Annotated in this window: 23 protein-coding genes and 2 riboswitches; of the genes, 15 read left to right on the top strand and 8 right to left on the bottom strand. The window is 70.2% G+C overall.

Features of this window, described 5'->3' with window-relative positions; translation table 11 throughout:
- Together HV742_RS30765 and HV742_RS30760 are read left to right on the top strand one after the other, a co-directional pair.
- On the top strand, positions 1-931 hold a 931-nt coding region (locus tag HV742_RS30765; protein ID WP_175147171.1), incomplete at its 5' end, for an extracellular catalytic domain type 1 short-chain-length polyhydroxyalkanoate depolymerase.
- Between the two features lie 190 nt (positions 932-1,121).
- Positions 1,122-1,634: a DUF1993 domain-containing protein gene (locus HV742_RS30760; protein ID WP_054419645.1), complete on the top strand. Its 513-nt coding sequence runs from the start codon at positions 1,122-1,124 to the stop codon at positions 1,632-1,634.
- Between the two features lie 73 nt (positions 1,635-1,707).
- On the opposite strand, the gene HV742_RS30755 is transcribed toward HV742_RS30760, so the two are convergent.
- Both HV742_RS30755 and HV742_RS30750 read right to left on the bottom strand, forming a co-directional pair.
- The gene (locus HV742_RS30755; protein WP_054419646.1) at positions 1,708-2,211 is read right to left on the bottom strand and encodes a VOC family protein; all 504 of its coding nucleotides are present in this window, start codon (positions 2,209-2,211) and stop codon (positions 1,708-1,710) included.
- A gap of 127 nt (positions 2,212-2,338) precedes the next feature.
- A complete protein-coding gene (locus HV742_RS30750) occupies positions 2,339-2,710 on the bottom strand; it encodes a DUF1428 domain-containing protein (RefSeq protein WP_054419649.1) in 372 nt (123 codons plus the stop codon).
- 170 nt (positions 2,711-2,880) lie between these two features.
- On the opposite strand from HV742_RS30750, the gene HV742_RS30745 reads away from it, so the two are divergent.
- Positions 2,881-3,855: a GlxA family transcriptional regulator gene (locus HV742_RS30745; protein ID WP_054419652.1), complete on the top strand. Its 975-nt coding sequence runs from the start codon at positions 2,881-2,883 to the stop codon at positions 3,853-3,855.
- A gap of 55 nt (positions 3,856-3,910) precedes the next feature.
- Here HV742_RS30745 and HV742_RS30740 read toward each other — a convergent pair whose 3' ends face one another.
- Positions 3,911-4,954, bottom strand: coding sequence for a transporter (locus HV742_RS30740; protein ID WP_063585509.1), 1,044 nt, complete (start codon positions 4,952-4,954; stop codon positions 3,911-3,913).
- A 111-nt stretch (positions 4,955-5,065) separates the two neighbouring features.
- On the opposite strand from HV742_RS30740, the gene HV742_RS30735 reads away from it, so the two are divergent.
- The 3 genes from HV742_RS30735 to HV742_RS30725 all read left to right on the top strand — a co-directional run bounded on the left by HV742_RS30735 (position 5,066) and on the right by HV742_RS30725 (position 7,625).
- Positions 5,066-5,872 carry a DinB family protein gene (locus HV742_RS30735; RefSeq protein ID WP_059271635.1) on the top strand — a complete coding sequence of 269 codons (807 nt, stop codon included), beginning with the start codon at positions 5,066-5,068 and terminating at the stop codon, positions 5,870-5,872.
- Positions 5,869-6,606, top strand: coding sequence for an alpha/beta fold hydrolase (locus HV742_RS30730; protein ID WP_175147170.1), 738 nt, complete (start codon positions 5,869-5,871; stop codon positions 6,604-6,606). The genes HV742_RS30735 and HV742_RS30730 overlap by 4 nt, the downstream gene beginning before the upstream one ends.
- Before the next feature lie 71 nt (positions 6,607-6,677).
- Complete coding sequence (locus HV742_RS30725; protein WP_175147169.1) at positions 6,678-7,625, top strand: Dyp-type peroxidase; 948 nt, start codon at positions 6,678-6,680, stop codon at positions 7,623-7,625.
- Positions 7,626-7,642: 17 nt separating this feature from the next.
- On the opposite strand, the gene HV742_RS30720 is transcribed toward HV742_RS30725, so the two are convergent.
- Together HV742_RS30720 and HV742_RS30715 are read right to left on the bottom strand one after the other, a co-directional pair.
- A complete protein-coding gene (locus tag HV742_RS30720) occupies positions 7,643-8,089 on the bottom strand; it encodes an SRPBCC family protein (RefSeq protein WP_054419660.1) in 447 nt (148 codons plus the stop codon).
- 113 nt (positions 8,090-8,202) lie between these two features.
- On the bottom strand, positions 8,203-9,906 hold the full coding sequence (locus tag HV742_RS30715; protein ID WP_175147168.1) for an NAD(P)H dependent flavin oxidoreductase family protein: 1,704 nt from the start codon (positions 9,904-9,906) through the stop codon (positions 8,203-8,205).
- Positions 9,907-9,987: 81 nt separating this feature from the next.
- Here HV742_RS30715 and pdxR point away from each other — a divergent pair, with 81 nt between their 5' ends.
- The 3 genes from pdxR to HV742_RS30700 all read left to right on the top strand — a co-directional run bounded on the left by pdxR (position 9,988) and on the right by HV742_RS30700 (position 13,241).
- Entirely contained in the window at positions 9,988-11,508 is a 1,521-nt protein-coding gene (pdxR, locus tag HV742_RS30710; protein ID WP_175147167.1) for a MocR-like pyridoxine biosynthesis transcription factor PdxR, read from the top strand.
- A 56-nt stretch (positions 11,509-11,564) separates the two neighbouring features.
- Positions 11,565-12,353: a PhzF family phenazine biosynthesis protein gene (locus HV742_RS30705; RefSeq protein WP_063582697.1), complete on the top strand. Its 789-nt coding sequence runs from the start codon at positions 11,565-11,567 to the stop codon at positions 12,351-12,353.
- Between the two features lie 144 nt (positions 12,354-12,497).
- Positions 12,498-13,241: a sulfite exporter TauE/SafE family protein gene (locus HV742_RS30700; protein ID WP_059271622.1), complete on the top strand. Its 744-nt coding sequence runs from the start codon at positions 12,498-12,500 to the stop codon at positions 13,239-13,241.
- Positions 13,242-13,292: 51 nt separating this feature from the next.
- Here the strand turns inward: HV742_RS30700 and HV742_RS30695 are convergent, their stop codons facing one another.
- Positions 13,293-14,522, bottom strand: coding sequence for a D-amino acid dehydrogenase (locus HV742_RS30695; RefSeq protein ID WP_169537097.1), 1,230 nt, complete (start codon positions 14,520-14,522; stop codon positions 13,293-13,295).
- A 44-nt stretch (positions 14,523-14,566) separates the two neighbouring features.
- A riboswitch (glycine riboswitch) is annotated at positions 14,567-14,653 on the bottom strand.
- Between the two features lies 1 nt (position 14,654).
- Positions 14,655-14,746: riboswitch (glycine riboswitch) on the bottom strand.
- A gap of 137 nt (positions 14,747-14,883) precedes the next feature.
- On the opposite strand from HV742_RS30695, the gene blaELC reads away from it, so the two are divergent.
- From blaELC to HV742_RS30665, 6 genes are all read left to right on the top strand, one after another.
- Positions 14,884-16,203, top strand: a complete 1,320-nt coding sequence (blaELC, locus tag HV742_RS30690) for an ELC family class C beta-lactamase (RefSeq protein WP_254601310.1) — start codon at positions 14,884-14,886, stop codon at positions 16,201-16,203.
- 85 nt (positions 16,204-16,288) lie between these two features.
- Positions 16,289-16,714: a CopD family protein gene (locus HV742_RS30685; RefSeq protein WP_054419679.1), complete on the top strand. Its 426-nt coding sequence runs from the start codon at positions 16,289-16,291 to the stop codon at positions 16,712-16,714.
- A 201-nt stretch (positions 16,715-16,915) separates the two neighbouring features.
- Positions 16,916-17,755, top strand: a complete 840-nt coding sequence (locus HV742_RS30680) for a MetQ/NlpA family ABC transporter substrate-binding protein (RefSeq protein ID WP_054501990.1) — start codon at positions 16,916-16,918, stop codon at positions 17,753-17,755.
- Positions 17,756-17,846: 91 nt separating this feature from the next.
- Positions 17,847-18,965 carry a methionine ABC transporter ATP-binding protein gene (locus HV742_RS30675; RefSeq protein WP_175147166.1) on the top strand — a complete coding sequence of 373 codons (1,119 nt, stop codon included), beginning with the start codon at positions 17,847-17,849 and terminating at the stop codon, positions 18,963-18,965.
- A complete protein-coding gene (locus HV742_RS30670) occupies positions 18,943-19,599 on the top strand; it encodes a methionine ABC transporter permease (protein ID WP_026383015.1) in 657 nt (218 codons plus the stop codon). The genes HV742_RS30675 and HV742_RS30670 overlap by 23 nt, the downstream gene beginning before the upstream one ends.
- A gap of 46 nt (positions 19,600-19,645) precedes the next feature.
- Positions 19,646-20,842 carry a trans-sulfuration enzyme family protein gene (locus HV742_RS30665; protein WP_068952409.1) on the top strand — a complete coding sequence of 399 codons (1,197 nt, stop codon included), beginning with the start codon at positions 19,646-19,648 and terminating at the stop codon, positions 20,840-20,842.
- Positions 20,843-20,972: 130 nt separating this feature from the next.
- Here the strand turns inward: HV742_RS30665 and HV742_RS30660 are convergent, their stop codons facing one another.
- Both HV742_RS30660 and HV742_RS30655 read right to left on the bottom strand, forming a co-directional pair.
- The gene (locus HV742_RS30660; RefSeq protein ID WP_156430343.1) at positions 20,973-22,058 is read right to left on the bottom strand and encodes a hypothetical protein; all 1,086 of its coding nucleotides are present in this window, start codon (positions 22,056-22,058) and stop codon (positions 20,973-20,975) included.
- A 36-nt stretch (positions 22,059-22,094) separates the two neighbouring features.
- Complete coding sequence (locus HV742_RS30655) at positions 22,095-22,538, bottom strand: hypothetical protein (protein WP_054419686.1); 444 nt, start codon at positions 22,536-22,538, stop codon at positions 22,095-22,097.
- Positions 22,539-22,855 lie beyond the last annotated feature (317 nt).

Genomic DNA, 22,855 nt, shown 5'->3' with positions numbered 1-22,855 from the left:
CGTCCCGAGCGGCGCCACGGCCGCCGCGTCCGGCCTGGGCGGCGGCCGCTGGGAGGCCGCGCGGCAGTTCTCCGACGCCCACGGCCGGCGCCTGACCTTCGCCCGCTATACCCCGCCGACGGCGGCGCGCCAGGGCATGCCGGTGGTGGTGATGCTGCACGGCTGCCGCCAGACCGCGCTGGCCTTCGCGCGCGGCTCGCGCATGAACCAGTGGGCCGACGCCGGCGGGTTCATGGTGCTCTATCCGCAGCAGTCCATGACGCGCCAGGTGCAGCGCTGCTGGCGCTGGTTCCAGCCCGACGCGCAGCACGGCGGCGCCGAGGCCGACCTGATCGCCGCGCTGATCCGGGCCGAAGTGGCGCGCCATGGGCTGGATCCGGAGCGGGTCTACATCGCCGGCCTGTCGGCCGGCGCCGGCATGGCGGCCCTGGTGGCGTTGCGCCATCCCGCCCTGATCGCGGCGCTGGCCATGCATTCGGGGCCGGTGGTGGGCGACGCGAACAACGCCGCGGCCGGCCTGCACACCATGCGCCGCGGCTCGATCAAGGCGCTGCCGCAGCTGCTGCAAGAGGTGGCCGACCCGGCGGTGTTCCACCTGGGCATGCCGGCCATGATCCTGCATGGGCAGATGGACCCGGCGGTCGCGCCGCGCAACGCCCGGCAATTGTTCGAACAGTTCCGCGCGGTCAATGGCCTGGGCGCCGAGGTGCCCACGGTCGAGCGGGTGCTGGGCCTGGGCACCGAGAAGGCCTACCGCCGCGTCGACCTGCTGCGCAACCGCAAGACGGTGCTGCGCCTGTGCGAGATCACCCGCGTCGAGCACGGCTGGAGCGGCGGCGACGCTTCGGTGCGCTATCACGCGCGCAGCGGGCCGGACGCCTCGGCGCTGATCTGGCGCTTCTTCCAGGGGCAGCGGCGCGTGGCCGCATAGGACGGGCGAGCGGATCGCCGGTCGGGCTCGCGCCAGGCCGGCAACCGCGCTATTGTTCGAAAAACGCATATGCATATGTCGCCGCCGGCGCCCGCCGCGCACGCCAGGTCGGCGCTAATATCGCGGCACGTCCGGCGACCCGGCGCCCTGTCGCGCGCCGGCCGGCAACGCTTTTTTTCGGAACCTCATCATGTCCCTGACCATGTACCAGGCCTCGGTGCCTGTCTTCATCCGCGGCCTGACCGTGCTGGCCGCGCTGCTGGAAAAAGGCGCGGCCCACGCGGCCGCCAACGGCATCGACCCCGCCGAGCTGGTCAACGCCCGGCTGGCGCCCGACATGTACCCGCTGTCGGGCCAGGTGCAGCGCGCCAGCGACGCCTCCAAGTTCGCCGTGCAGCGCCTGTCGCAGGTCGAGTCGCCGCGCTTTCCCGACGAGGAAGCCACGTTCGAACAGCTGCAACAGCGCGTCGCCGACACCATTGCCTACCTGCGCTCGGTGCCGGCCGACAAGCTCGACGGCGCCGAAAGCCGCAAGGTCACGCTCAGCTTCGGCGAGTTCAAGCCGGAGTTCCAGGGCGATGCCTATCTGCTGACGTTCGCGCTGCCGAACTTCTACTTCCATGTCACCACCGCCTACGACATCCTGCGCCACGCCGGCGTGGCGATCGGCAAGCTGGACTTCCTCGGGCCGTATCCGGCCTGAGCGCGAGCGGCGGGGGGCGCTGCCCCATCCGGCGCGCGGCGGGCGGGCGCCGGGCACGCCCGGCGACGCGCCGTCAGCCGGGCTTGTGGGCGGGATCGCCGCAGCCTTCCATCGGGCCCAGCTTGGCCAGGTTCGCCTGGACTTCCTCGGGCGTCAGGTCTTCCTTGTGGGTGGCGATGGACCAGCGATGGCCGAACGGATCCACCACCTGCCCATAGCGGTCGCCCCAGAACATGTCGGCCGCCGGCATGGTGACCTGGGCGCCGGCCGCCACCGCCTGCTTCATGGCCGCATCAACGTCCTTGACGTACAGGTGCAGCGTCACCGGCGTGCCCTTTAGCGCCTTGGGCCCGAGGCTGCCCCATTCGGGAAAGTCGTCCATCAGCATCATCACCGAATCGCCGATGCGGATGGCCGCGTGCATGATCTTGCCGTCGGGGCGGGGCAGGCGCGCCAGTTCCTGGGCGTCGAACGCCTTGCGATAGAACGCGAGGGCATCCGAGGCCCCTTCGCACACGATGTGCGGGGTCAGGGTGTGCATGCCGTCGGGAATGGCCTGCTTTGCGGGGGTCGCCATGATGTGTCTCCGAAATTCCTGGTTGAAGGTGAATGCCTGCGGGCAGGGCGGGGCGCCGGCGCGCCGGCGCCCGTCCTTGTCCCACGACGAATGGCGGCCGCCGGGATCGACAGGACCGCCGTTTTTTTTATTGGGCGCGCGCCGTTTTGCCGACCAGCGTGGTGAAGCCGCCCCAGCACATGCGCTTGAAGTCGAACACGCCCTCGCACGACATGCCGGTCAGGCGCGGGTCGGCCATGACCTTGGCGTTGATGCGGTCGCGGTCGGCCTTGCTGGCGAACGCGATCCACGAGAACACCACCGTCTCGCCTTCGCGCGCGCTGGCCGCCGCGCTGAACGAGCCGAAACCCTCGCCGTCGATATCGTCCGCGACGCATTCGCGGAATTCCAGCGCGCCGTTCTCCAGCCAGATCGAGCCGGCCAGCTCTGCCATCTTGCGATAGGTCTCGATGTTGGCCTTGGGCACGCTCAACAGGTAACCGTCTATGTACTGTTCCATCTGATGCTCCTTGACTCCGTGTTGTTGTGTGGGACTGGCGCGCAACCCGCATTTGCGCGCCGGTCGTGTCGGCAGCGGTGCCGGCAGATGTCACTGTATCGGGATCGGCGGCGCTTTCAGATAGGCGTTTGCGACATTCTTGAGGGTGGATTGCGACAGGCCGCAGGCGTATGCTTGGCGGCATGAAAAACATCGCTTTCCTGCTGCCCGGCGGCGCCAATATCGCCTCGCTGGAAACCGCCCGGCACGGCTTCCTGGTGGCCAACGAATACCTGGCCGCGCAGGGCCGGCCGCCGCGCTTCACGGTGCGCACGCTGGCCGCCACGCGCCAGGTCAGCCTGGACGACGGCCGCATCACGGTGCAGGCCGACCTGGTGCTGGACGAGGCCCGCGATATCGACATCTGCATCGCGCCGCCGTTGCTGGGCGCGGTGTCCGACGCGGTGCTGTCCAACCGCGAACTGATCGAATGGCTGGCCCGCCACTACCGCGGCGGCGGCGAAGTGGCCAGCCTGTGCCTGGGCGCGGCGCTGCTGGCCGCCGGGGGATTGCTGGATGGCCAACAGGCGGTGGTGCACTGGGCGGCGCGCAACCTGTACGCCAGCCTGTTCCCGGCGGTGGACTGGAGCTGCGACCGCGTGGTCCAGTCCGGCAACGGCATCTACACCAGCGGCGGCGCCTTTTCGGCCGCGCACCTGGTGCTGCACCTGATCGAGAAATACACCGACCGCGACACCGCCATCTGGTGCGCCAAGTATTTCCAGCTGGACTGGAGCCGCCAGAGCCAACTGCCGTTCTCGGTGTTCATGGGCCACAAGTCGCACGCCGACCAGGTGGTGCGCGCGGTGCAGGACTACATCGAAAGCCGCTACACCGAGAAGATCACCGTCGAGGACCTGGCCGACCGCCACGCCATGGGCCGCCGCACGCTGGAACGGCGCTTCCGCCAGGCCACCGGCAACAGCATTGTCGAATACCTGCAGCGGGTGCGCGTCGAGGCCGCCAAGAAGCGCCTCGAAAGCTCGCGCAAGAGCGTGGCCGAAGTGATGTACGAGGTCGGCTACAACGACACCAAGGCCTTCCGCGACATCTTCAACAAGTATTGCGGCATGTCGCCGGTGGGCTATCGCGAACGCTACCAGTAGCGCCCTGGGGAAGCAGCGCGCGCATTGTCGCCGCGACGCCCGGCGGCGGCGAACTTTAGCCCATGCGGCGCCGGCGGAACGCCAGCCAGGCCACGAAGCCCGTGAAGGCCGCCACCAGCAGGCAGATGATCCAGAAGCCATGGTGGTCGTCCGATAGCGGAATGCCGCCCACATTCATGCCGAACAGGCCGGCCATGATGTTGATGGGCAGCGCCAGCACCGTCACCAGCGTCAGGGTGAAGAGCGTGCGGTTGTTCTGTTCGTCCAGCCGCGCCGCCATTTCCTCCTGCAGCAGCTTGATGCGTTCGACCAGTCCGGCCATGTCGCCCAGCACCACCGAGAATTCCTCGGTCGACTCGCGCAGTTCCTGCACGTCGCGCGGGCGCAGCCAGGCCGGCGGACGCGCCAGCAGGCGGAATACCGAACCGGGCTCGGGCGCCAGCGTGCGCTGCAGCCGCACCAGCACCCGGCGGGTGGCCGCCAGGTCGAGCCGTCCCGGGCCGCCGCGCGCGGCCAGGAAATGGTCCTCGATGGCGTCGACGTCGACACTGGCCTTGCGCACGATCTCGATCATCAGGTCGGCCTGGTCGCGCATCAGGTGGGTCAGCAGCTCGGCGGGCGACCCGAACGGCTCGCCCCGCCGCACATGTTCGCGCAGGCGGTCCAGCGACCGCAACGGCTTGCGCCGCAACGTGACCAGCAGCTTGCGATGGGCGCAGGCCCACAGCGTCGAGACCTGCGCCGGCGTGCGGTCGAAATCGAAAATCACATCGTTGAACACCGCCACCAGCGTGCCTTCGTGCTGTTCGATGCGGGTCGAATGGGCGTCCGCGCCCAGCATGCCGATGAAGGTCTCGGGCAGGTTCAGGTGCGCTTGCAGCCAGCGCACGCAGCCTGCCTGCGACAGGTTCAGGTGCAGCCACAGGAAGGCGCCATCGTCGCCGCCATCACCGGCGCCGGCCTCGGCGGCGCGCGCCAGCAGGTCGGCGACCGCGGGCGAGGCGATCTCGGCGGCAGGGCCGCCGCCGGCGAACCGGAACGCGCAGATCAGGCCGGAGATGTCGGATTGGTAGTCGGCCGCTGCCGCTGGGGTCGTCATGATGCGCGATGGTGACGCGGCAATGTGACCGTTCGGCGACAGCGGCCGGGCCTTGACGGGCGGGCGCAAGGTAACGTATCGTTTTGAGCTGTTATAAGGGCCACCTCCTTCATGCATTCCCGTTTCGACCGGTTCCGCGCCACCCCCCTGGGCCAGCAGCTAGAGGCGCTTATCGACGACCCCGCGCGCTACGCGGAATACGCGGCCCTGTCGCGGGTCGGCGTGGCCGCCGTCGCCGCCATTGCCGACGACATCCAGGAAAGATTCCCCGAAGTGGCGCAGGACACCACCGCCCGCCAGTTCTGCGGCGCGCTGGTGGCCGACCGCATGCGGCGCCAGGGCCACGAGGTGGTGCAGGCGCGCGGCCGCATCGGTGGCGCGGTCTTCAGCTATGGCGCGGTGTTCAGCCCGCGGCCCGTGGTGCTGCCGTTCGCCGAGGTCGTCGCCGGCCTGGCCCGCATGCCCGAGGCGCTGGCCGCACGGATGGCGGCCATCGCCCCGGCCTGGCGCCGTCGGCGGCCCGCCGGCACCGGCTTTTCGATGACCGAGCACGTCTGTCACCTGCGCGACCTGGACAGTGTGTTCGCGCAGCGCATCGAAGCCATCCGCACGATGCCGCTGCCCGTCATCGCTTGCGTCGACGGCACCGCCCTGGCGGCCGAGCGCGCCTATCAGGACCAGGACCCGGAGCTTGCCCTGGCCGCCTTCCGCCGCGGCCGCGAACACTTGTGCGCCGCGCTGCGTCCGCTGGATGCCGCCACGCTGGCGCGTTGCGGCCTGCGCGACGGCCTGCACCGCATGACGCTGGAGCAGATCGTGCGCGAACTGCTGGACCACGACCGCACCCACTGCCTGGAGCTGGAGGAACTGGCCGCCGAGCTGGCGCAGGACGGCGCCGCCGGGAGCCGCGTCGCATGACGCCGCCGCCCGTCGTCCGCATTCATGGCCTGATCGGCGCGTTCGACTCGCCCGGGGGGCTGGCTGGCCACGTGGCCCCGCCGTTGCTGGGCTACGGGCCGCATCAGTCCGTGCCCGCCGCCGGCATTTCGCTGCCGGCCCAGGTCGAGCACTTGCGCGCTTACCTCGACCGGCACTTTCCTGGCGAGGCCGTGGATCTGGTGGGACATTCAGTGGGCGGCGCGGTCGCCATGCTGCTGGCCCACGCCTATCCGCGGCACGTGCGCCGCATCGTCAACGTCGAAGGCAATTTCACCCTGGCCGACGCTTTCTGGTCGGCCTCGGTCGCCCGCATGGACGCCGCCGCGGCCGAGGCCATGCTGGAGGGATTCCGCGCCGACCCGCTGGCCTGGCTGGCGCGCGCGGTCGATGCGCCGGCTCCGCATTGGCGGGCGGTGGCCAGCCGCTGGCTCGCTTTACAGCCGGCGGCCACGCTGCGCGCCATGGCGGCGTCGGTGGTCGCGGTCACGGGCGCGCCGGATTATCTGCCGGCATTGCGGCAGGTGTTCGCCCGCCACCCCGTGTACTTGCTGTCGGGCCGGCGTTCGCACGATGGCTGGGACGTGCCCGAGTGGGCCTGGCGCGCCTGCGCCGGCCATCAGGTGCTCGACCACTGCGGCCACCTGATGATGCTGGAGCGGCCCACGGCGTTCGCCGCGGCGCTGCGGCAATGCCTCGGCCACGATCAGCTGTGAGACGGGCGAGTCGGCTATATTGCAGGCGCCTCATTCATCCTTCCGGCCCTCGCGGGCCGCAGCCCGATCCCATGTCCGAAAAACCCGTAGAACCGCAGGCCGTCCTCCGCCCCAACGCCCGCTATGCGATCTTCATCGTCGCCACGCTGAACCCCGGCGCCGACAACGCCGCCGCCGTGCGCGCCTGGTGCGAAGACGTGGCCACGCTGGTGCGCACCGTCGGCACGCGCGCCGTGGCCGCCGATCTGTCCTGTGTCTGTGGCTTCGGCTCGGCCGCCTGGGACACGCTGTTCGGCGGGCCGCGGCCGGCCTCGCTGCACCCGTTCCGCGAAATCGGCAGCGGTGAACGCGTCGCGGTGTCCACGCCCGGCGACATCCTGCTGCACATCCGCGCCGAAGCCATGGACGCCTGCTTCGAGCTGGCCACGCTGCTGGTGGCGGGGCTGGGCCCGGCCGCCACGGTGGTCGACGAGGTGCATGGTTTCCGCTACTTCGACCGCCGCGCCATCATCGGTTTCGTCGACGGCACCGAGAACCCGCAAGCCTTCGAGCTGCCCGGCTTCACCCTGATCGGCGACGAAGACGCGGCGTTCGCCGGCGGCAGCTATGTGCTGGTGCAGAAGTACCTGCACGACATGACCGGCTGGGAAGCGCTGCCCACCGAGGAGCAGGAACGCATCATCGGCCGCCGCAAGCTCAGCAACGTCGAGCTGCCCGACGGCGTCAAGCCGAGCAATTCGCACAGCGCCCTGACCACCCTGGACGAAGGCGGCCAGGAGGTCAAGATCCTGCGCGACAACATGCCGTTCGGGCGCGCCGGCGCGGGCGAGTTCGGCACCTATTTCATCGGCTACGCGCGTTCGCCCGCGCCGATCGAGCAGATGCTGGAGAACATGTTCGTCGGCCGTCCCGCCGGCAACTACGACCGCCTGCTCGACTACAGCCGCGCGGTCACCGGCAGCCTGTTCTTCGTGCCGTCGGCCGAACTGCTGGAAGCGCTGGCCGAGCGCGCAGGCTGACCCTCGCGCCGGCCGCTTCACTCGGGAATCTGCGGCTCGACCAGCCGCATCAGCTGGGCCAGCGATTCCTGCCAGCCCAGGTAGCACATCTCCGGCGGGATCACCGCCGGGATGTGCTCCTGCACCACCGTCATTTCCGTGCCGCAGGACACCGCGCGCAGCGTGATCGTGGTCTGCATCCTGCCAGGCAGGTTGGGGTCGTCGAATTCGTCGGTGTAGCGGATCTTCTCGCCCGGCACCAGTTCCAGGTATTCGCCGCCGAAGCCGTGGGCGTGACCGCTGCCGAAATTGCGGAACGCCATGCGGTGCCGGCCCCCGACCTTGGCGTCCAGTTCGAAGACTTCACAGGTAAAGCCATAGGGCGGCAACCACCTCACCACGGCGTCGGGTTCGAGGAAGGCGCGATACACGGTCGCGGGCGCGGCGCGCAGGACGCGGTGCAGGGTTACGGTGCCAGTCGTCATGATGAATCCCCCTTTGATGGGAAGTGGTGGGCGTACCGGGACGACGTTCGAGCTTCCCCCGGATCGACATGGGGGGCATTGGGACAAACCCTAGGGTGTTCGCCCGCCGCGGGTCAGGCCATCTGCCGCAACAGCACGTCCTCATGGAACGCCCCGATCGGCAGCGTCCGGTCGCGCACCTGGATCTCCAGCACCCAGATGCCGTCGGCCGGCACGAACCCGGCCTGCGCCAGCTGATGCCTGCCGTACAGCGCGTGCGGAAAATCCGCCACCCGGTGGCCCGGCACCTCGCGCACCAGTTCGCAACCATAGTCGCGCGCGTGGGCCTCGGCGCGGTCGTACAGGGCCGCGCCGGTCAGCCCCCGCAGCCAGTCCTCGCGGGTGCGCCGGAACACCTGGCGCGCGGCTTCGGCGCAGCGCCGGCGGTCGGCATCCGCGCCCAGCACGAAGGTATCGCCATAGTCGCCTTCGTAACCGTCCCAGACCGGGCCGATGTCCACCACGAACACGTCATCGTCGCGCAGCCTGCGCTGGAAATCGGTGGGCTGCACCGCCGGCGACTGCGAGTCGGGGCCGAAGCGCACGTAGGTCGGGTGCCAGTTGTGCGAGGCGCCCATGCGGCGCAGGTGGGCATCGGCCGCCGTGACCGCCTCGCGCGTGGTCATGCCAGGCCGCAGCAGCGCGGCAATCTCGCGCACCGCTTCGCGCGAGCGGCGGCGGGCGTCGAGGATACCGTCCAGGCTGAAGCGCGGACCCACCTGCTCCCACGGGTGGGCGGGGGCCGGCGCGACGTGCGTGGCGGGCCGGTCCCGCGCCGGCACGAAAGCCTCGGACACGAAACGGTCCGGCGGCAGGCCGGCCGCGCACAGGCGTTCGCGCGCCGCGCGCACCATGGCCGGGTTGCCGCAGGCGTAGGCGACCGTGCGCAGCCAGTCGTGGTTCGCCGCCAGGGCGGCGTCCTGCACGTGCCAGGCGGGCCCGGCGGACGTCCGCGACAGCACCGCCTGCCATTGGAACCCGCTGTGCTTGCCCTGCAGCGCGTTGAGCCGCGGCGCCGCGTAGCAGTCGTCTTCGTCGCGGCCGCCCCAGTAGAGCGTGACGCGCTTGATGCGCGGGTCCTGCAATGCCGTCATCATGATCGCGTGGACGCCGGCATAGCCGGTGCCCGTGGCCAGCAGCACCACGTGTTCGACCGCCTCGGGCCAGCCCCGCGCCGGCCAGACACAGGCGCCATGCGGACCCGTCAGGGTCAGCGTGTCGCCGGGCATCAGGCGTGGCAGCACCCGTTCGGTGAAACCGCCGCCGGGCACGCGCCGGATATGGAATTCGAGCCGGGCGGGGCCGGCCGCGACCGGCACGCTGGCGATGGAGAACGGGCGCTCGCCGCCATCGTCCATCAGCAAGCGCGCATGCTGCCCGGCCTGCCAGGCGAAGGCTCCGGCGGCATCGCGCGGCGCCACGATCAGCTGGGTCACGTCGGCGGTCAGCGGCACCCGCGACAGCACGGTCGCCGCGTACTGGCGCGCGGGCTGCGCCGGCGCCTGCCAATGCGCAAAGCGCAGCGTCAGGGCGCCGGCCGCGCGGCACTGGCACATCAGCAGTTCGTCGGGGGCGGTGACATAGGTGCGCTCGGTGGGCGGCGCGATGCGGGCGTAGGCGCCGCCGGCCACCTGGGCCCGGCACGACCCGCACTCGCCGCGCTGGCAGGAAAACGGCACGGCCACGCCCTGGGCCAGCGCGGCCTCCAGGATCGAGGTGCTGCCATCGCTGGTGAAGCAGCCGTGCGCGAGGGTGATGGTGTGGGCGGGCGTGGACATGACGCGATTCCGGTGGCGTGCCCCAGGGGGCGATGGGCGCAATGTAGCGATAGAATGGCCCGATGAAATAGGGCCATTTTCATGAACCAGACCAAGCCACTTTCGCGCGATACCCGCCAGGAGGCCAGCCTGGACCTGCCGGTCGATCCGCCGCGCCCGGACGAATCCAAGCAGTCCTGGGTGTACCGGCAGATCCGCGAACGCATCCTGCGCGGCGTCCTGCCCTCGGGCGGGCGGCTGCCGTCCACCCGCAGCCTGGCGGCGCGCTGGCACGTCGCCCGTTCCACCGTCGAGGCCGCCTACGACCAGTTGCGCGGCGAAGGCTATACCGCCGGCGCGGTCGGGTCCGGCACCTATGTGGCGGCGGTCATCCCGGATAATTTCTTTCGCCACGGACTGCCGGGCGACGCGGCCACGGCGCCCGCCGCCGCCATGTCCGACGCGCCGCCCGCGGCGGGCCGCGCGCCACGCCCGGACCGGGATGCCGACCATTCGGTTCCCCCCTTGCGGCACGAGCCCCCCTTCACCGCGCGCGGCGCCGACGCCTCGCTGTTTCCCATGGCGGCCTGGCGCCAGGGCCTGCTGGCCAGCGCCCGGCGCGTCACGGCGGCGCAATTGGCGCGCGAGGATCCCCAGGGCTGGCAGCCCTTGCGCGAGCAGATCGCGCGTTACCTCGGCGCGGCGCGCGGCATTGCCTGCGACGCCGACCAGGTGGTGGTGCTGACCGGCATCCGCGACGGCCTCGACCTCAGCGCGCGCCTCTTGCTCACGCCGCGCGACAAGGTGCTGGTCGAGGACCCCGGCTACCTCAACGCCCTGCCGCTGTTCAGTCAGTACACGCGGCGCGTGGCGCCGGTGGCCATCGACCAGCACGGCTTTTCGGTGGCGCGCGCCCGCCGCCATCGCGGCGTCAGGCTGGTGCACGTGACGCCGGCGCACCAGTCGCCCACCGGCGTCACCATGCCGGTGTCGCGCCGCCTGGAGCTGCTGGACTGGGCGGCACAGGCCGGCTGCTGGATCCTGGACGACGACTACGACAGCGAATTCAACTACGACGGCGCGCCGCTGGCCGCCCTGAAAAGCCTGGACCGCGCCGACCGCGTGATCCACTGCGGCAGTTTCAACAAGACCCTGTTCAACGCCCTGCGCATCGGCTATGCGGTGCTGCCGCGGCCGCTGGTGGCGGACTTTGCCCGCGCCCGCTACCTGACGGGACGCTCCAGCAGCATCGTCGAACAGATGACGCTGGCGGCGTTCCTGGAAAGCGGCGGCTTCGCGCGCCATGTGCGGCGGGCGCGGGCGATCTACGCGCAGCGGCGCGACCGGGTGCTGCGCATGCTGCGCCAGGCGGCGGGCGCGGCGCCGCTGCGCGTCAGCGGCGAGCATGCGGGCTTTCACCTGGTTTGGTGGCCGCCGCCCGGCTTCGACGTGGCGGCGCTGCTGGCAAGGGCGCGCACGCGGGGCCTGGGCCTGCAGCCGGTCGCGCAATTCTGCCGGCGCGTGTCCTGGCCGGCGGGCGTGGTGATCGGCTACAGCGCGCGCCAGGAAGCGGACCTGGACGGCCTGGAGGCGCTGCTGCGGGAAGTCGCGGGCGTTTCGTAGCAAAATGCGGCATGGCGGCGACGTGTCCCGCCTTCACCGTTTTTCCAGGATTTCTCATGCCGCAACTCGATCTCTACCAGGTAGACGCCTTTTCCGCCGTGCCCTTCGGCGGCAACCCCGCCGCCGTGGTGCCGCTGCAGGCGTGGCTGCCGGACGCCACGCTGCAACGCATCGCCGAAGAGAACAACCTGTCCGAGACCGCCTACGTCGTGCGCCGCGGCGACGTCCACGAGCTGCGCTGGTTCACGCCGAAGGTCGAGGTCGACCTGTGCGGTCACGCGACCCTGGCGACCGCCTGGGTGCTGTTCGAGCAATTGGGCGCCAGCGAAGACGTGCTGCGCTTTGCCACCCGCAGCGGCGAGCTGCGGGTACGGCGCGCCGGCGACGCGCTGGCGATGGACTTCCCCGCCAGGCAGCCCGTGGCTGAAGCCATCCCCGAGGGCCTTCTGCGCGCGCTCGGCCTGCCGGCGGCGCGCGCGCTGTACCGCACCGACGATTACCTGGTGGTGATCGACGACGAAAGCCTGATCGACGGCCTCGCGCCCGACTTCGCCGCGCTGGCGGCGTTCGACGTGCGCGGCGTGGCGGTGACGGCGCCATCCGCTCGCTACGACTTCGTGTCGCGCTGGTTCGGCCCGCGCGTCGGCGTCAACGAAGACCCAGTGACGGGGTCGGCGCATACCTCGCTGGCGCCGTACTGGGGCGAGCGGCTGGGCAAGACAGAACTGACTGCCGAGCAGGGCGGGGCGCGCAAGGGCCAACTGCGCTGCGAACTGCGCGACAACGGCCGCGTCATCATCAGCGGCCAGGCCGCGCTGTACCTGCGCGGCACGATCTTCCTGTGATCGCGGCCGCCATCACCGAAAACCTATCGCGTCATCAGCACTTCAAATAGGGGCGCCGCGATGCGCGCCTAGAATCTGCCGTCACGAGATCCGGGCGAGCCGAACGGCCTGCCAGCGGACGCGACGACAAGGAGACGCAGGGCAATGGATGCGGTATGGATAGTCGCCATCGGCGCGGCCGTGGCGGGGTTCGTGCAGGGCCTGTCGGGCTTTGCCTTCGGCATGGTGGCCATGTCGTTCTGGGCCTGGGTGCTGGACCCCCGGCTGGCGGCGGCGCTGGCGGTGTTCGGCGCGCTTACCGGGCAATTGCTGGCGGTGTTCTCGGTGCGGCGCGGCTTCAACTGGGCGCTGCTGTGGCCTTTCCTGCTGGGCGGCCTGGCCGGCATTCCGCTGGGCGTCCTGGTCCTGCCGCACCTGGACATGGACTGGTTCAAGGCGGTGTTGGGCGCGCTGCTGGCGCTGTGGTGCCCGGTGATGCTGATGGCGCAGCGGCTGCCGCGCATCGGCGGCAACCGCTGGGGCGATGGCGCGGTGGGGCTGGCGGGCGGCGTGCTGGGCGGCATCGGCGGCTTTGCCGGCAGCGTGCCGACGCTGTGGTGCACCCTGCGCGGCTTCAACAAGGACACGCAGCGCGCCGTGATCCAGAACTTCAACCTGTCGATGCTGGCCGTGACCATGGCCATCTATCTGGCCACCGGCATCGTCACGCGCGATATGGCGCCCATGTTCGCGGTGGTGGCGCCGGCCATGCTGATTCCCACGCTGCTGGGCACGCGCCTGTACATCGGCATCTCGGAAGTCACGTTCCGGCGCGTGGTGCTGGGGCTGCTGACCTGCTCGGGGCTGACGCTGCTGGCCTCGTCGCTGCCGCGGCTGCTGGGGTATTGAGGACCGGTCCGCGTCCCGCCCGGTCCCGGCCTGTGGTCTGCCGCAACGGCTTTACGACAGTCCCACCCCCTCCCGCACGCTCGCCGCCAGCATCTGCGCCGTTGCCGCCGACAGCGTCCATCCCAGATGCCCATGCCCGGTGTTGTAGAACACGCCCGGCCGCTTACCGGGGCCGACGCGCGGCATCATGTCGGGCATCATCGGCCGCAGGCCGCACCATGGCACCACGCGCGCGGTGCGCACGCCGGGGAAATGGCGGCGGGTCCAGTCCACCAGCGGCTGGATGCGTTCGGCGCGGATGTCCAGGTTGAAGCCGTTGAACTCGGCGGTGCCGGCCACGCGGAAGCGGTCGCCCAGGCGGCTGGTGACGATCTTGGCGGCCTCGTCCAGCAGGCTCACGGTGGGCGCGGCGGCCTGGCTCGCGGCGTCGTCCAGGTGCACGCTGATCGAATAGCCCTTGACCGGATAGATGTTCAGACGGTCGCCCAGTTGCCGCGCGAACTGGCGGCTGGCGGCGCCGGCGCAGACCACGATGGCGTCGGCTTCGTGCTGTTCGCGCCGCGCGCCTTCTTCACGCGCGATATCCAGCACGTAGGGCAGGCCGTCACGGCTGATGGCGCGGATGTCCGCGTCCTGTTCGAAACGCACGCCGCGCCGCGCGCAGGCCTGCGCCAGGCCGCTGGTGAACTTGTGGATGTCGCCGGTGGCGTCGGACGGCGTGTAGAAGCCGCCGTGGCAGGGCGTCTGCAGCGTCGGCTCGATGCCGCGGATTTCCTCCGGCGTGACGGCGTGCCGCTCCAGTCCGCCTTCGCGCAGCAGCGCATTGGCGCGGCGCGCGGTCTCGAAGCTGGCGGCGTCGTGGTAGATGTGCAGGATGCCGCGCCGCTCCAGGTCGAAGTCGATGCCTTCCTCCTCGGCCATGGCGTACAGGTGCTGGCGCGCTTCGATTGCCATGCGGGTGGTGGCGATGGTGTTCTGGCGGTAGTTGCGGATCTGCCCCATGAACTGGGCCAGCCACGAATACTTGTGCCAGCTCGGGCGCGGATTGAGCAGCAGCGGCGCGTCGTGGCGGCCCAGCCAGCGCAGGCCCTTCATGATGGTGGCGGCGCTGTTCCACACTTCGGCATTGCTGGCGGACAGCTGGCCGCCGTTGGCAAAGGACGTCTCCATGGCGGGATAGCGCTGGCGGTCGTAGACGGTGACGTCGTAGCCCAGTTTGCTCAAGGCGTAGGCGGACGTGACGCCGGTGATACCGGCGCCGATGATGGCGATGCGGGGCATGATGGCTCCAGATGGCGTGGCCACGACCCAATGATCGTGGCACCCCATCTGTCTCTGTACCTGAGAGCTTCACCCGGGCGCGGCGGCGCGGGTTCCCCTTCGGTGGGCGCCAGGCGCCTCTCTCCAGATTGTCTAGACCGCGCAGTCCTGTTGCCTGAGAGTTTCCGGGGCGGTTGCTCCGTCGGCGCCCGCCACGGGGGGCGGGACTCTTCTGCGGGGTTTTGAATCGACGCACCGAGAATAGCCAAAATTCGTCGCGCGCGGGACTCAGGGTTAATACCAGGGGAGGCGCCGGATTGGCTCTACACTGGGCGCCGAACCGCCGGCACGCGCCGGCCGGAAAACAAAAGGACGACTCCGCATGCGCGTTCCGGCAATGTTCCGTATTTCCCTGCTGTCCATGACGTTGACGCTGGCCCTGGCCGGCGCCGCCTCGGCCAGCCCGGCCGTTGCGCAAACGCCCGCCGGCAAGGCCGCCACGGCATCGACCTCCGAATCCATGCCCGCATCCACGCCCGCATCCACACCCGCATCCACGCCGGCATCCACCGCCAAGGCATCCGCGATGCCGGCATCCGCGACGCCGGCATCCACGCCCGCCAAGGCCGATCGCGCCACCGCCGCCGTCGACGCCGCCGTGGCCGAGGTCATGCGCGAATACGGCATCGCCGGCATGGCCATCGGCGTCAGCCGCGACGGCGAGCAGCGCTTCTTCAACTACGGCGACGCCTCGCGCGCGCCGCGCCGCGCGGTCTCCAGCGACACCCTGTTCGAACTTGGGTCGATCAGCAAGACCTTCACCGTCACGCTGGCCGCCTACGCCCAGGCCACGGGCCGCCTGTCGCTCACCGACAGCCCGGCCAAGTGGGTGCCCGAGCTGCAAGGCAGCGAATTCGCCAGGCTGACGCTGGTGAACCTGGCCACGCACACCGCCGGCGGCTTCCCCTTGCAGGTGCCGGACGCGGTGCAGAGCATGGCGCAACTGATGGACTACCTGAAGGCCTGGACCCCGCGGTACGCGCCCGGCACGCGCCGCACCTACGCCAACCCCAGCATCGGCATGCTGGGCGTGGTGGCGGCCCGCGCCCTGGGGCAGCCCTACGTGGCGGCGATGGAGCAGCAGCTGTTTCCCATGCTGGGCCTGCGCGACACCTACCTGGAAGTGCCGCCGCGCAAGATGGCCGACTATGCCCAGGGCTACGATAAGCAGGACGCGCCGGTGCGCGTGAACCCGGGCGTGCTGGCCGACGAGGCCTATGGCGTGAAGTCCAGCGCCCGCGACATGCTGCGCTTCGTCGAGATCAACCTGGGCACCGCGCCGGTCGATGCCACGCTGCAGCGCGCCATCGCCGAGACCCACACCGGCTATTACCAGCTGGGCGCGATGACGCAGGACCTGATCTGGGAGCAGTACCGTTACCCGGTGTCGGTGGACGAGCTGGTGCACGGCAATTCCGCCCAGGTCGCGTTCGAGACCCTGCCGGTCAAGGCCCTGCAACCGCCGCTGGCACCGCAGCAGGGGGTGTGGATCAACAAGACCGGCGCCACCAACGGTTTCGGCGCCTACGTGGCGTTCGTGCCGTCGCGCAAGCTCGGCATCGTGATCCTGGCCAACCGCAACTATCCGAATGAGGCGCGGGTGCGGCTGGCGTTGCGGGTATTGAAGGCGCTGGCGCCGTGAACGCCGGCATCGGTCTTTGCCGCAGCGCAAACCCGTCGCACCCGATCCCACCCCGGCGCGCGCCACTGCGGCGATAATCGCGCGCATGACCTACCAACTTCTCAAAATGCTGCATGTCGCCGCCGTGGTCGCATGGCTGGGCGGCTCCCTGTTCGTGTCGCTGTTCCTGCTGTCGTCGCAGCCGCCCGACAGCGACGAGGCGCCCAAGGAACGCAGGATGCTGGGCGCGCTGCGCCGCTGGACGCTGCTCGTGACCACGCCGGCGATGGTGCTGGCGTGGCTGGTCGGCCTGCACCTGGCCGTGACCTTCGGCTGGTTCGCGATGACCTGGATCTGGATCAAGATCGCGCTGGCGCTGGTCCTGTCGGGCCTGCTGGGCGTGCAGAGCGCGGCCTTGCGCCGCCAGGCCCAGGGCAGCGCCAAGCGCGCGCCGCTGGTCGACCTGTACGCGCCGCTCACGGTGGTCGCCGCGGCGGTCATCGTGACGCTGGTGGTGGTCAAGCCGTTCTGAGGCGGGGCGTGGCGCCTGGCCGCGTCCCGCGGCCAAGCCTTGCCCGCGCGCGGCATGGTCGCGGCAGGGCGCCACTTATGCGCCGGCGCCATATCCAAACGCCCCTGTAATAACGACTCAACCAACTATTCGTTCGCGCGCGCAGGGGCCATCCCTAGAATCGTCTGCTCATAACCGTATCGACTGAGAGGCGATTTCCATATGACTCCCCGCACTTACACCGCCCGCGCGGGCACGCTGGCCAAGGCCCTGCTGGGCGCCGTGCTGGCCGCGGCCGCCATGTTCCACGGGCCGGCTTTCTCGGCCGATCCCAAGCCGCTCAAGGTCGGCGTGCGCGGCGGCGTCGACGAACAGATCTGGGAAGTGGTGGCGCAGGTCGCCAAGAAGAACGGCCTGGCGGTCGAACCGGTGGTCATCACCGGCACTGCCAGCCCCAACGAGGCGCTCAACAACGGCGACCTGGACGCCAACGCGTTCCAGCACATCCCGTTCCTGAACGATCAGATCAAGCAGCGCGGCTACAAGCTGGTGTCGGTGGCCAATACGCTGATCTCGCCCATCGCCTTCTATTCGAAGAAGTACAAGTCGCTGCAGGCCCTGCCCGAGGGCGCCAAGGTCGGCATCCCCAACGACCCCAGCAACCAGACCCGCGCGCTGGTGATCCTGCGCGACCAGGGCCTGATCACGCTCAAGGACGGCTTCGATCCGGCCACGGGCACCGCCACGCTGGCCGACGTGACCTCCAACCCGCGCAAGCTCGACTTCGTCGAAAGCGCCTCGGTGGTCCTGGCGCGTTCGCTGCCCGACGTCGACACCGCCGCCATCGTCAACAGCTTCGCCTACCAGGCCGGGCTGATCGCCACCCGCGACGGCATCGCGGTCGAGAAGAAAGAGAACAACCCCTACGTCAACATCATTGCCGTGCGCGAGAAAGACAGGAACGCGCCCTGGGTGCCCGAGCTGGTCAAGGCCTATCACTCCGAAGAGGTGCGCCAGTTCATCCTGAGCAAGTACGAAGGCTCGGTGATTCCGGTCTTCTGAGCCGGCAGGCGCGGCGGCGCCAGCCGGCGCCGCCGCCATCCTCGCTCGCGGAGCGGCACGCGCCGCCGCGCGGGCGGCTCGGGAACACAGCATGATGCAACACGACATCCCCCTGGCGGATCCGGCCCTGCGGCCCGCCGCCGACGCGGCGCAAGACGCCCACATCGTTTTCGACGGACTGCAGAAACGCTACCAGGGCCCGCGGGGCACGGTAACGGCGCTGGCCGATATCTCCTTTTCCATCGGGCGCGGCGAGGTGTTCGGCATCATCGGCCGCAGCGGCGCCGGCAAGTCGACGCTGCTGCGCTCCATCAACATGCTGGAACGCCCCAGCGCCGGCCAGGTGCGGGTCGACGGCGTGGACGTCGGCGGCCTGGACGAGGACGCGCTGGTCGGCCTGCGGCGCCGCATCGGCATGATCTTCCAGCACTTCAACCTGCTGTCGGCCAAGACGGTGGCGCAGAACGTGGCGCTGCCCTTGCGCGTGGCGGGCGTCAAGCCGGCCGAGGCGCGCGCCAAGGTCGACGCGCTGCTGGACCTGGTGGGGCTGCGCGACAAGGCCGACACCTATCCGTCCAAGCTGTCCGGCGGGCAGAAGCAGCGCGTGGGCATCGCCCGCGCCCTGGTGCATGACCCGGAGATCCTGCTGTGCGACGAGGCCACCTCGGCGCTCGACCCCGAAACCACGCAGTCGATCCTGGCGCTGCTGCGCGACATCAACCGCAAGCTGGGCCTGACGGTGGTGCTGATCACGCACGACATGGCGGTGATCCGCGAGGTCTGCCACAAGGTGCTGGTGCTGGATGGCGGCCGCAAGGTCGAGCACGGCGAAGTCTGGCGCGTGTTCGGCAATCCGCAGGCCGACGCCACCCGCGCGCTGTTGCGGCCCTTGCAGCATGAGCTGCCGGCCGACCTGGCCGCGCGGCTGGTGCCGGACCTGGCGGGCCTGTCGGGCAGGGCCGGCCTGGCGGTGCTGCGCCTGCGCTTCACCGGCCAGGGCCGCCCCGAGGGCGTGTCGCTGCAGGCGCTGGCGGCGCTGGGGCCGGGCGCGACGCTGCTGCACGGCGGGCTGGACCGCCTGCGCGGCCACGCCCAGGGCAGCCTGCTGGTGTCGGTGCCGGCCGCCGTTCTACAGGAAGAGGCCGCGCGCGCCGCGCTGGTGGCCGATCAGATCGAGGTACTGGGCTATGTCGCTGCCGATGCTGGATAAATACCTGCAGGCCTTCCTGCAGACGCTGACCATGGTGGGCGTGTCCGCGCTCATCGCGATCGCCGCCGGCCTGACGCTGGCGGTGGTGCTGACCGTCACTGCGCCGGGCAACCTGTATCCGCGGCCGCGCCTGAACAAAGCGCTGTCGATCACCGTGAACACGTTCCGCGCCATCCCCTTCATCATCCTGCTGGTGGCGATGCTGCCGTTCACGCGCATGCTGGTCGGCACCACGCTCGGCACCTGGGCCGCCATCGTGCCGCTGTCGGCCAATCTGGTGCCGTTCTTCGCGCGCATCGCCCAGGTCAGCCTGAACGATGTCGACCACGGCCTGGTGGAGGCCGCGCGCGCCATGGGCTGCCGCCGCTGGCACATCGTGCGCCATGTGCTGCTGCCCGAGGCGCTGCCCGGCATCATCGGCGGCATGACCGTCAGCGTCATCGCCATGATCAACGCCTCGGCCATGGCCGGCGCGGTGGGCGCCGGCGGCCTGGGCGACCTGGCCATCCGCTACGGCTACGAACGCTACGAGACCCGCGTGATGTTCGAAGTGATCGTGATCCTGATCGCGCTGGTCTCGATCGTGCAATTCACCGGCGAATGGCTGTCGCGCCGCGCCGACCACAAGCGCTGACGGCGCCGCGCCGTCCGCATCCCCGAGCTGATTCCCGGAGGTATCCATGTCCGACTCGCAACACCACGGCTTCGCCACCCGCGCCATCCACCTGGGCTACGACCCGCTGGACGAGCAGGGCGCGCTGTCGCCGCCGCTCTACCTGACCTCCACCTACACCCAGGACAGCATCGAGGCTTTCGACCGCATCCGCCTGGGTGAACAATCGGGCTACGTCTACGGCCGCACCCGCAACCCGACCCAGGCCTTGCTGGAAGAGCGGCTGGCCTCGCTCGAAGGGGCCGAGGCCGGCGTGGTCACCGCGTCGGGCATGGCGGCGATCTCGGCCACGCTGCTGTCGCTGCTGCAAAGCGGCGACGAGATCGTGGTCGACCAGATCGTCTACGGCACCGCCTTCACGCTGTTCGCGCAGGGGCTGCCGCGGCTGGGCATCAACGCCGTGTTCGCCGACTTCACGCGCCCGGAAACCGTGGCCGCCGCCATCGGCCCCAAGACCCGCGCGGTCTATTTCGAGACGCCGGCCAACCCCAACCTGCGGCTGGTCGACATCGCCGCCATCTCGGCCATCGCGCGCGGTAAGGGGCTGCTGACCATCGTCGACAACACCTTCGCCACGCCGGTGCTGCAACGGCCGCTGCAACACGGCGCCGACATCGTGCTGCATTCGGCCACCAAGTACCTGGGCGGCCACGGCGACCTGCTGGCCGGGGCGGTGGTTGGCCGCAAGCAGCACATCGACGCAATCCGCCTGCAGGGGCTGCGCTATTTCACCGGCGCGACGCTGTCGCCGTTCACCGCCTTCCTGGTGCTGCGCGGCCTGAAGACGCTGGAATTGCGGGTCGAGCGTCACAGCGAATCGGCATTGAAGGTGGCGAAGTTCCTGCGCGAACACGCGGCGGTGGCCGACGTGTTCTATCCGGGCCTCGCGGGCACGGCCGGCGCCGAGATCGCGCAGCGCCAGCAGGCGGCCGGCGGCGGGCTGGTGGCGTTCGAGTTGAAGGGCGGGCTGGCCGCGGGCCGGCGCCTGCTGAACAGCCTGAAGCTGGCGCGCATCGCCGTCAGCCTGGGCGACCCGGAAACGCTGATCCAGCATCCGGCCACCATGACGCACGCCAGCTACACGGCCGAGGATCGTGAAAAGTATGGTCTGTCGGAAGGCCTGCTGCGCTTGTCGGTCGGGCTGGAAACCGCCGCCGACATTCTGGCCGATCTCAAGCAGGGGCTGGATCAGGCGGCAAGCTGACGCGTGATCGCGTCCGGCCCGCCTTCGCGCCCGGGCGCGCTGGCCTCGGGAGCGCCGTGCCCGCCATGGGCCGGACGTTCATGGGCCAGGGCGGTCGGGCCGCGGTTCACCCGGGACGCCATCGGGGGCGTCAACGCAGCACCGAGGTCAGGCTGTCGAATTGCTGCGATTCCAGCCGCGCCCGTTCCTCGGTCAACTGGCGCACCGCCAGTTGATGCGCGCGGAACCGGTTCAACAGGCTGTCGCGGTCGAACACGATCTCGTTGTGCTCCACGCGCCACGCGCGGCGGTTGTCGTCCAGCAGGTTGATCATCTTTTCGAATTCGTCCAGCGTCTGGCGCTCCAGGTCCCAGTTGCGCGCCAGCGTCGCTTTCTGCTGCGGCCGCGCCTTGATCGCGCCCTCGACCATGCGGTTCTTCTGCTCCTCGCTCAGGTCGAGCGTGCGGATGGTGACAGGCACGTCCGCCAGCAGCCGCTGGTTCTGCTGGCTGTATTTCCGCACCACGCGCTGCGATTGCTCCAGGATCAGCCGGCTTTCCACCATGCCGCGATCGCGCGCCAGCCGGTTGGGGATGAACAGTTCGGACAAGCGCACCTCGTCCAGTTCGCGCATGTAGGCGCGGTACTGCGCCACGCGCTGCGCCAGGAGGATCTTGACGCCGCGTTCGATCTCGCCATACACGCCGCGCGCCTTGGGCGTGGTGTCGATGTCGGGCACGTCGCCGGGCGGGTGGTCGGGGGCGTTGAGCGCGGCGCGCATCCATTCGCCGGTGCGGCGGATCTCGGCCAGCGCGGTGGCCTTCTGCGCTTCGCGGTAGGCCGAGAGGCCGGCCAGGGTGGCGGCGACCGCCGCCAGTACCAGGCCCGTGGCGAAGGCGATGCGCATGCGGTGCAGCGGGGTGCGGAAGCGCTTGAACAGCGACAGCGCCGCGATGGCGATGGCGGCGGGCAGCAGCAGCGCGAGGGCGCTGCCGAACGCGCTGCCGACCCGATAGCCCAGCGCTTCGGCGGCGTCAGCCCCGACGGGCGCGCTATCGCGCTTGAACGCAAGCACGGCCAGCCACAAGCCGAGGTACAGGATCCAGGTCCAGGCGCGCAGCGCGCGGCTCGGCCGCGGTCGCGCGGGGGCGGTGGCCAGCGCGGGCGATGGCGGCGTGTCGGCGCCTTCCGGACTCAAGGTGGGTTCTGTGCGCGTGTCCACGGAAGCGGCGATCACGAAATATTTAGCATCAGATGTTACCGTGCGACCTTTTCAGGCGCAATGCGGATCGCGCCGCCAGCCCACCCATTCGCCCTCGCCGGCGAAGTGGCGAGGCCCCCGCGCCGCGACCGCCAGGCCATCGCGCAGCGCGCGCCGGTCCAGGCCTGGCATGTGCCGCAGCAGGGCGGCCGGCAGGGCGTCGGGATCGAGATGTTCCTGGCCGAACTCCACCGCCATCAATGCGCCTTCGTCGCGTACCCGGAGATACCAGAGTCCTTCCATGCAATCACCGATCCACGGGTCCGGAAACAGCGCCGGGGTGAAGCGGAAACCGAATTCGCAGACATCGTCCCACGGCCAGAACTGGCGGCGGCCCGGGCCGTCGGCGGGGCCAAGGGCGCGAGTGAAGCCGGCGTCGTCGAACTGGATGGTTTCGGCGTACGGATCGGGCGGGGCGGGCGGGCCGTCGAGCAGGCGTCTGAGCAAGGACCACATGCAAGGGAAAGGAGCGGGGGGAAGGCTGCAGTGTAGCGGCGGCCATGCCGCCACGGGGCGCGGCCCGGGCCGGATATTGCTGCAAGAATGTTACAAGCATTGATGCACGTCAATCCCATGCGCCGTAGCGCGCGTTAGGGTTGAAGTTTTTCCTGACGGGTCGCCGGCGACTGCCCGGCCAACCGGAATCGGACCTCACGCGCAGCAAGGACAGTACTGATGACAGACAAGACCCCGCAAGCTTCCGAGCAGAACCTGGCCGCGGCCGACGGCAAGGCCGAGGCGCGGCCGCGGCGCGCCGCCAAGCGCACCGCCGG

Source organism: Achromobacter ruhlandii (assembly GCF_902859695.1).
GTDB lineage: Bacteria > Pseudomonadota > Gammaproteobacteria > Burkholderiales > Burkholderiaceae_B > Achromobacter > Achromobacter ruhlandii.
The sequence above is the reverse complement of the archived record's forward strand: the minus strand, read 5'-3'. Positions and strand labels throughout refer to the sequence as shown.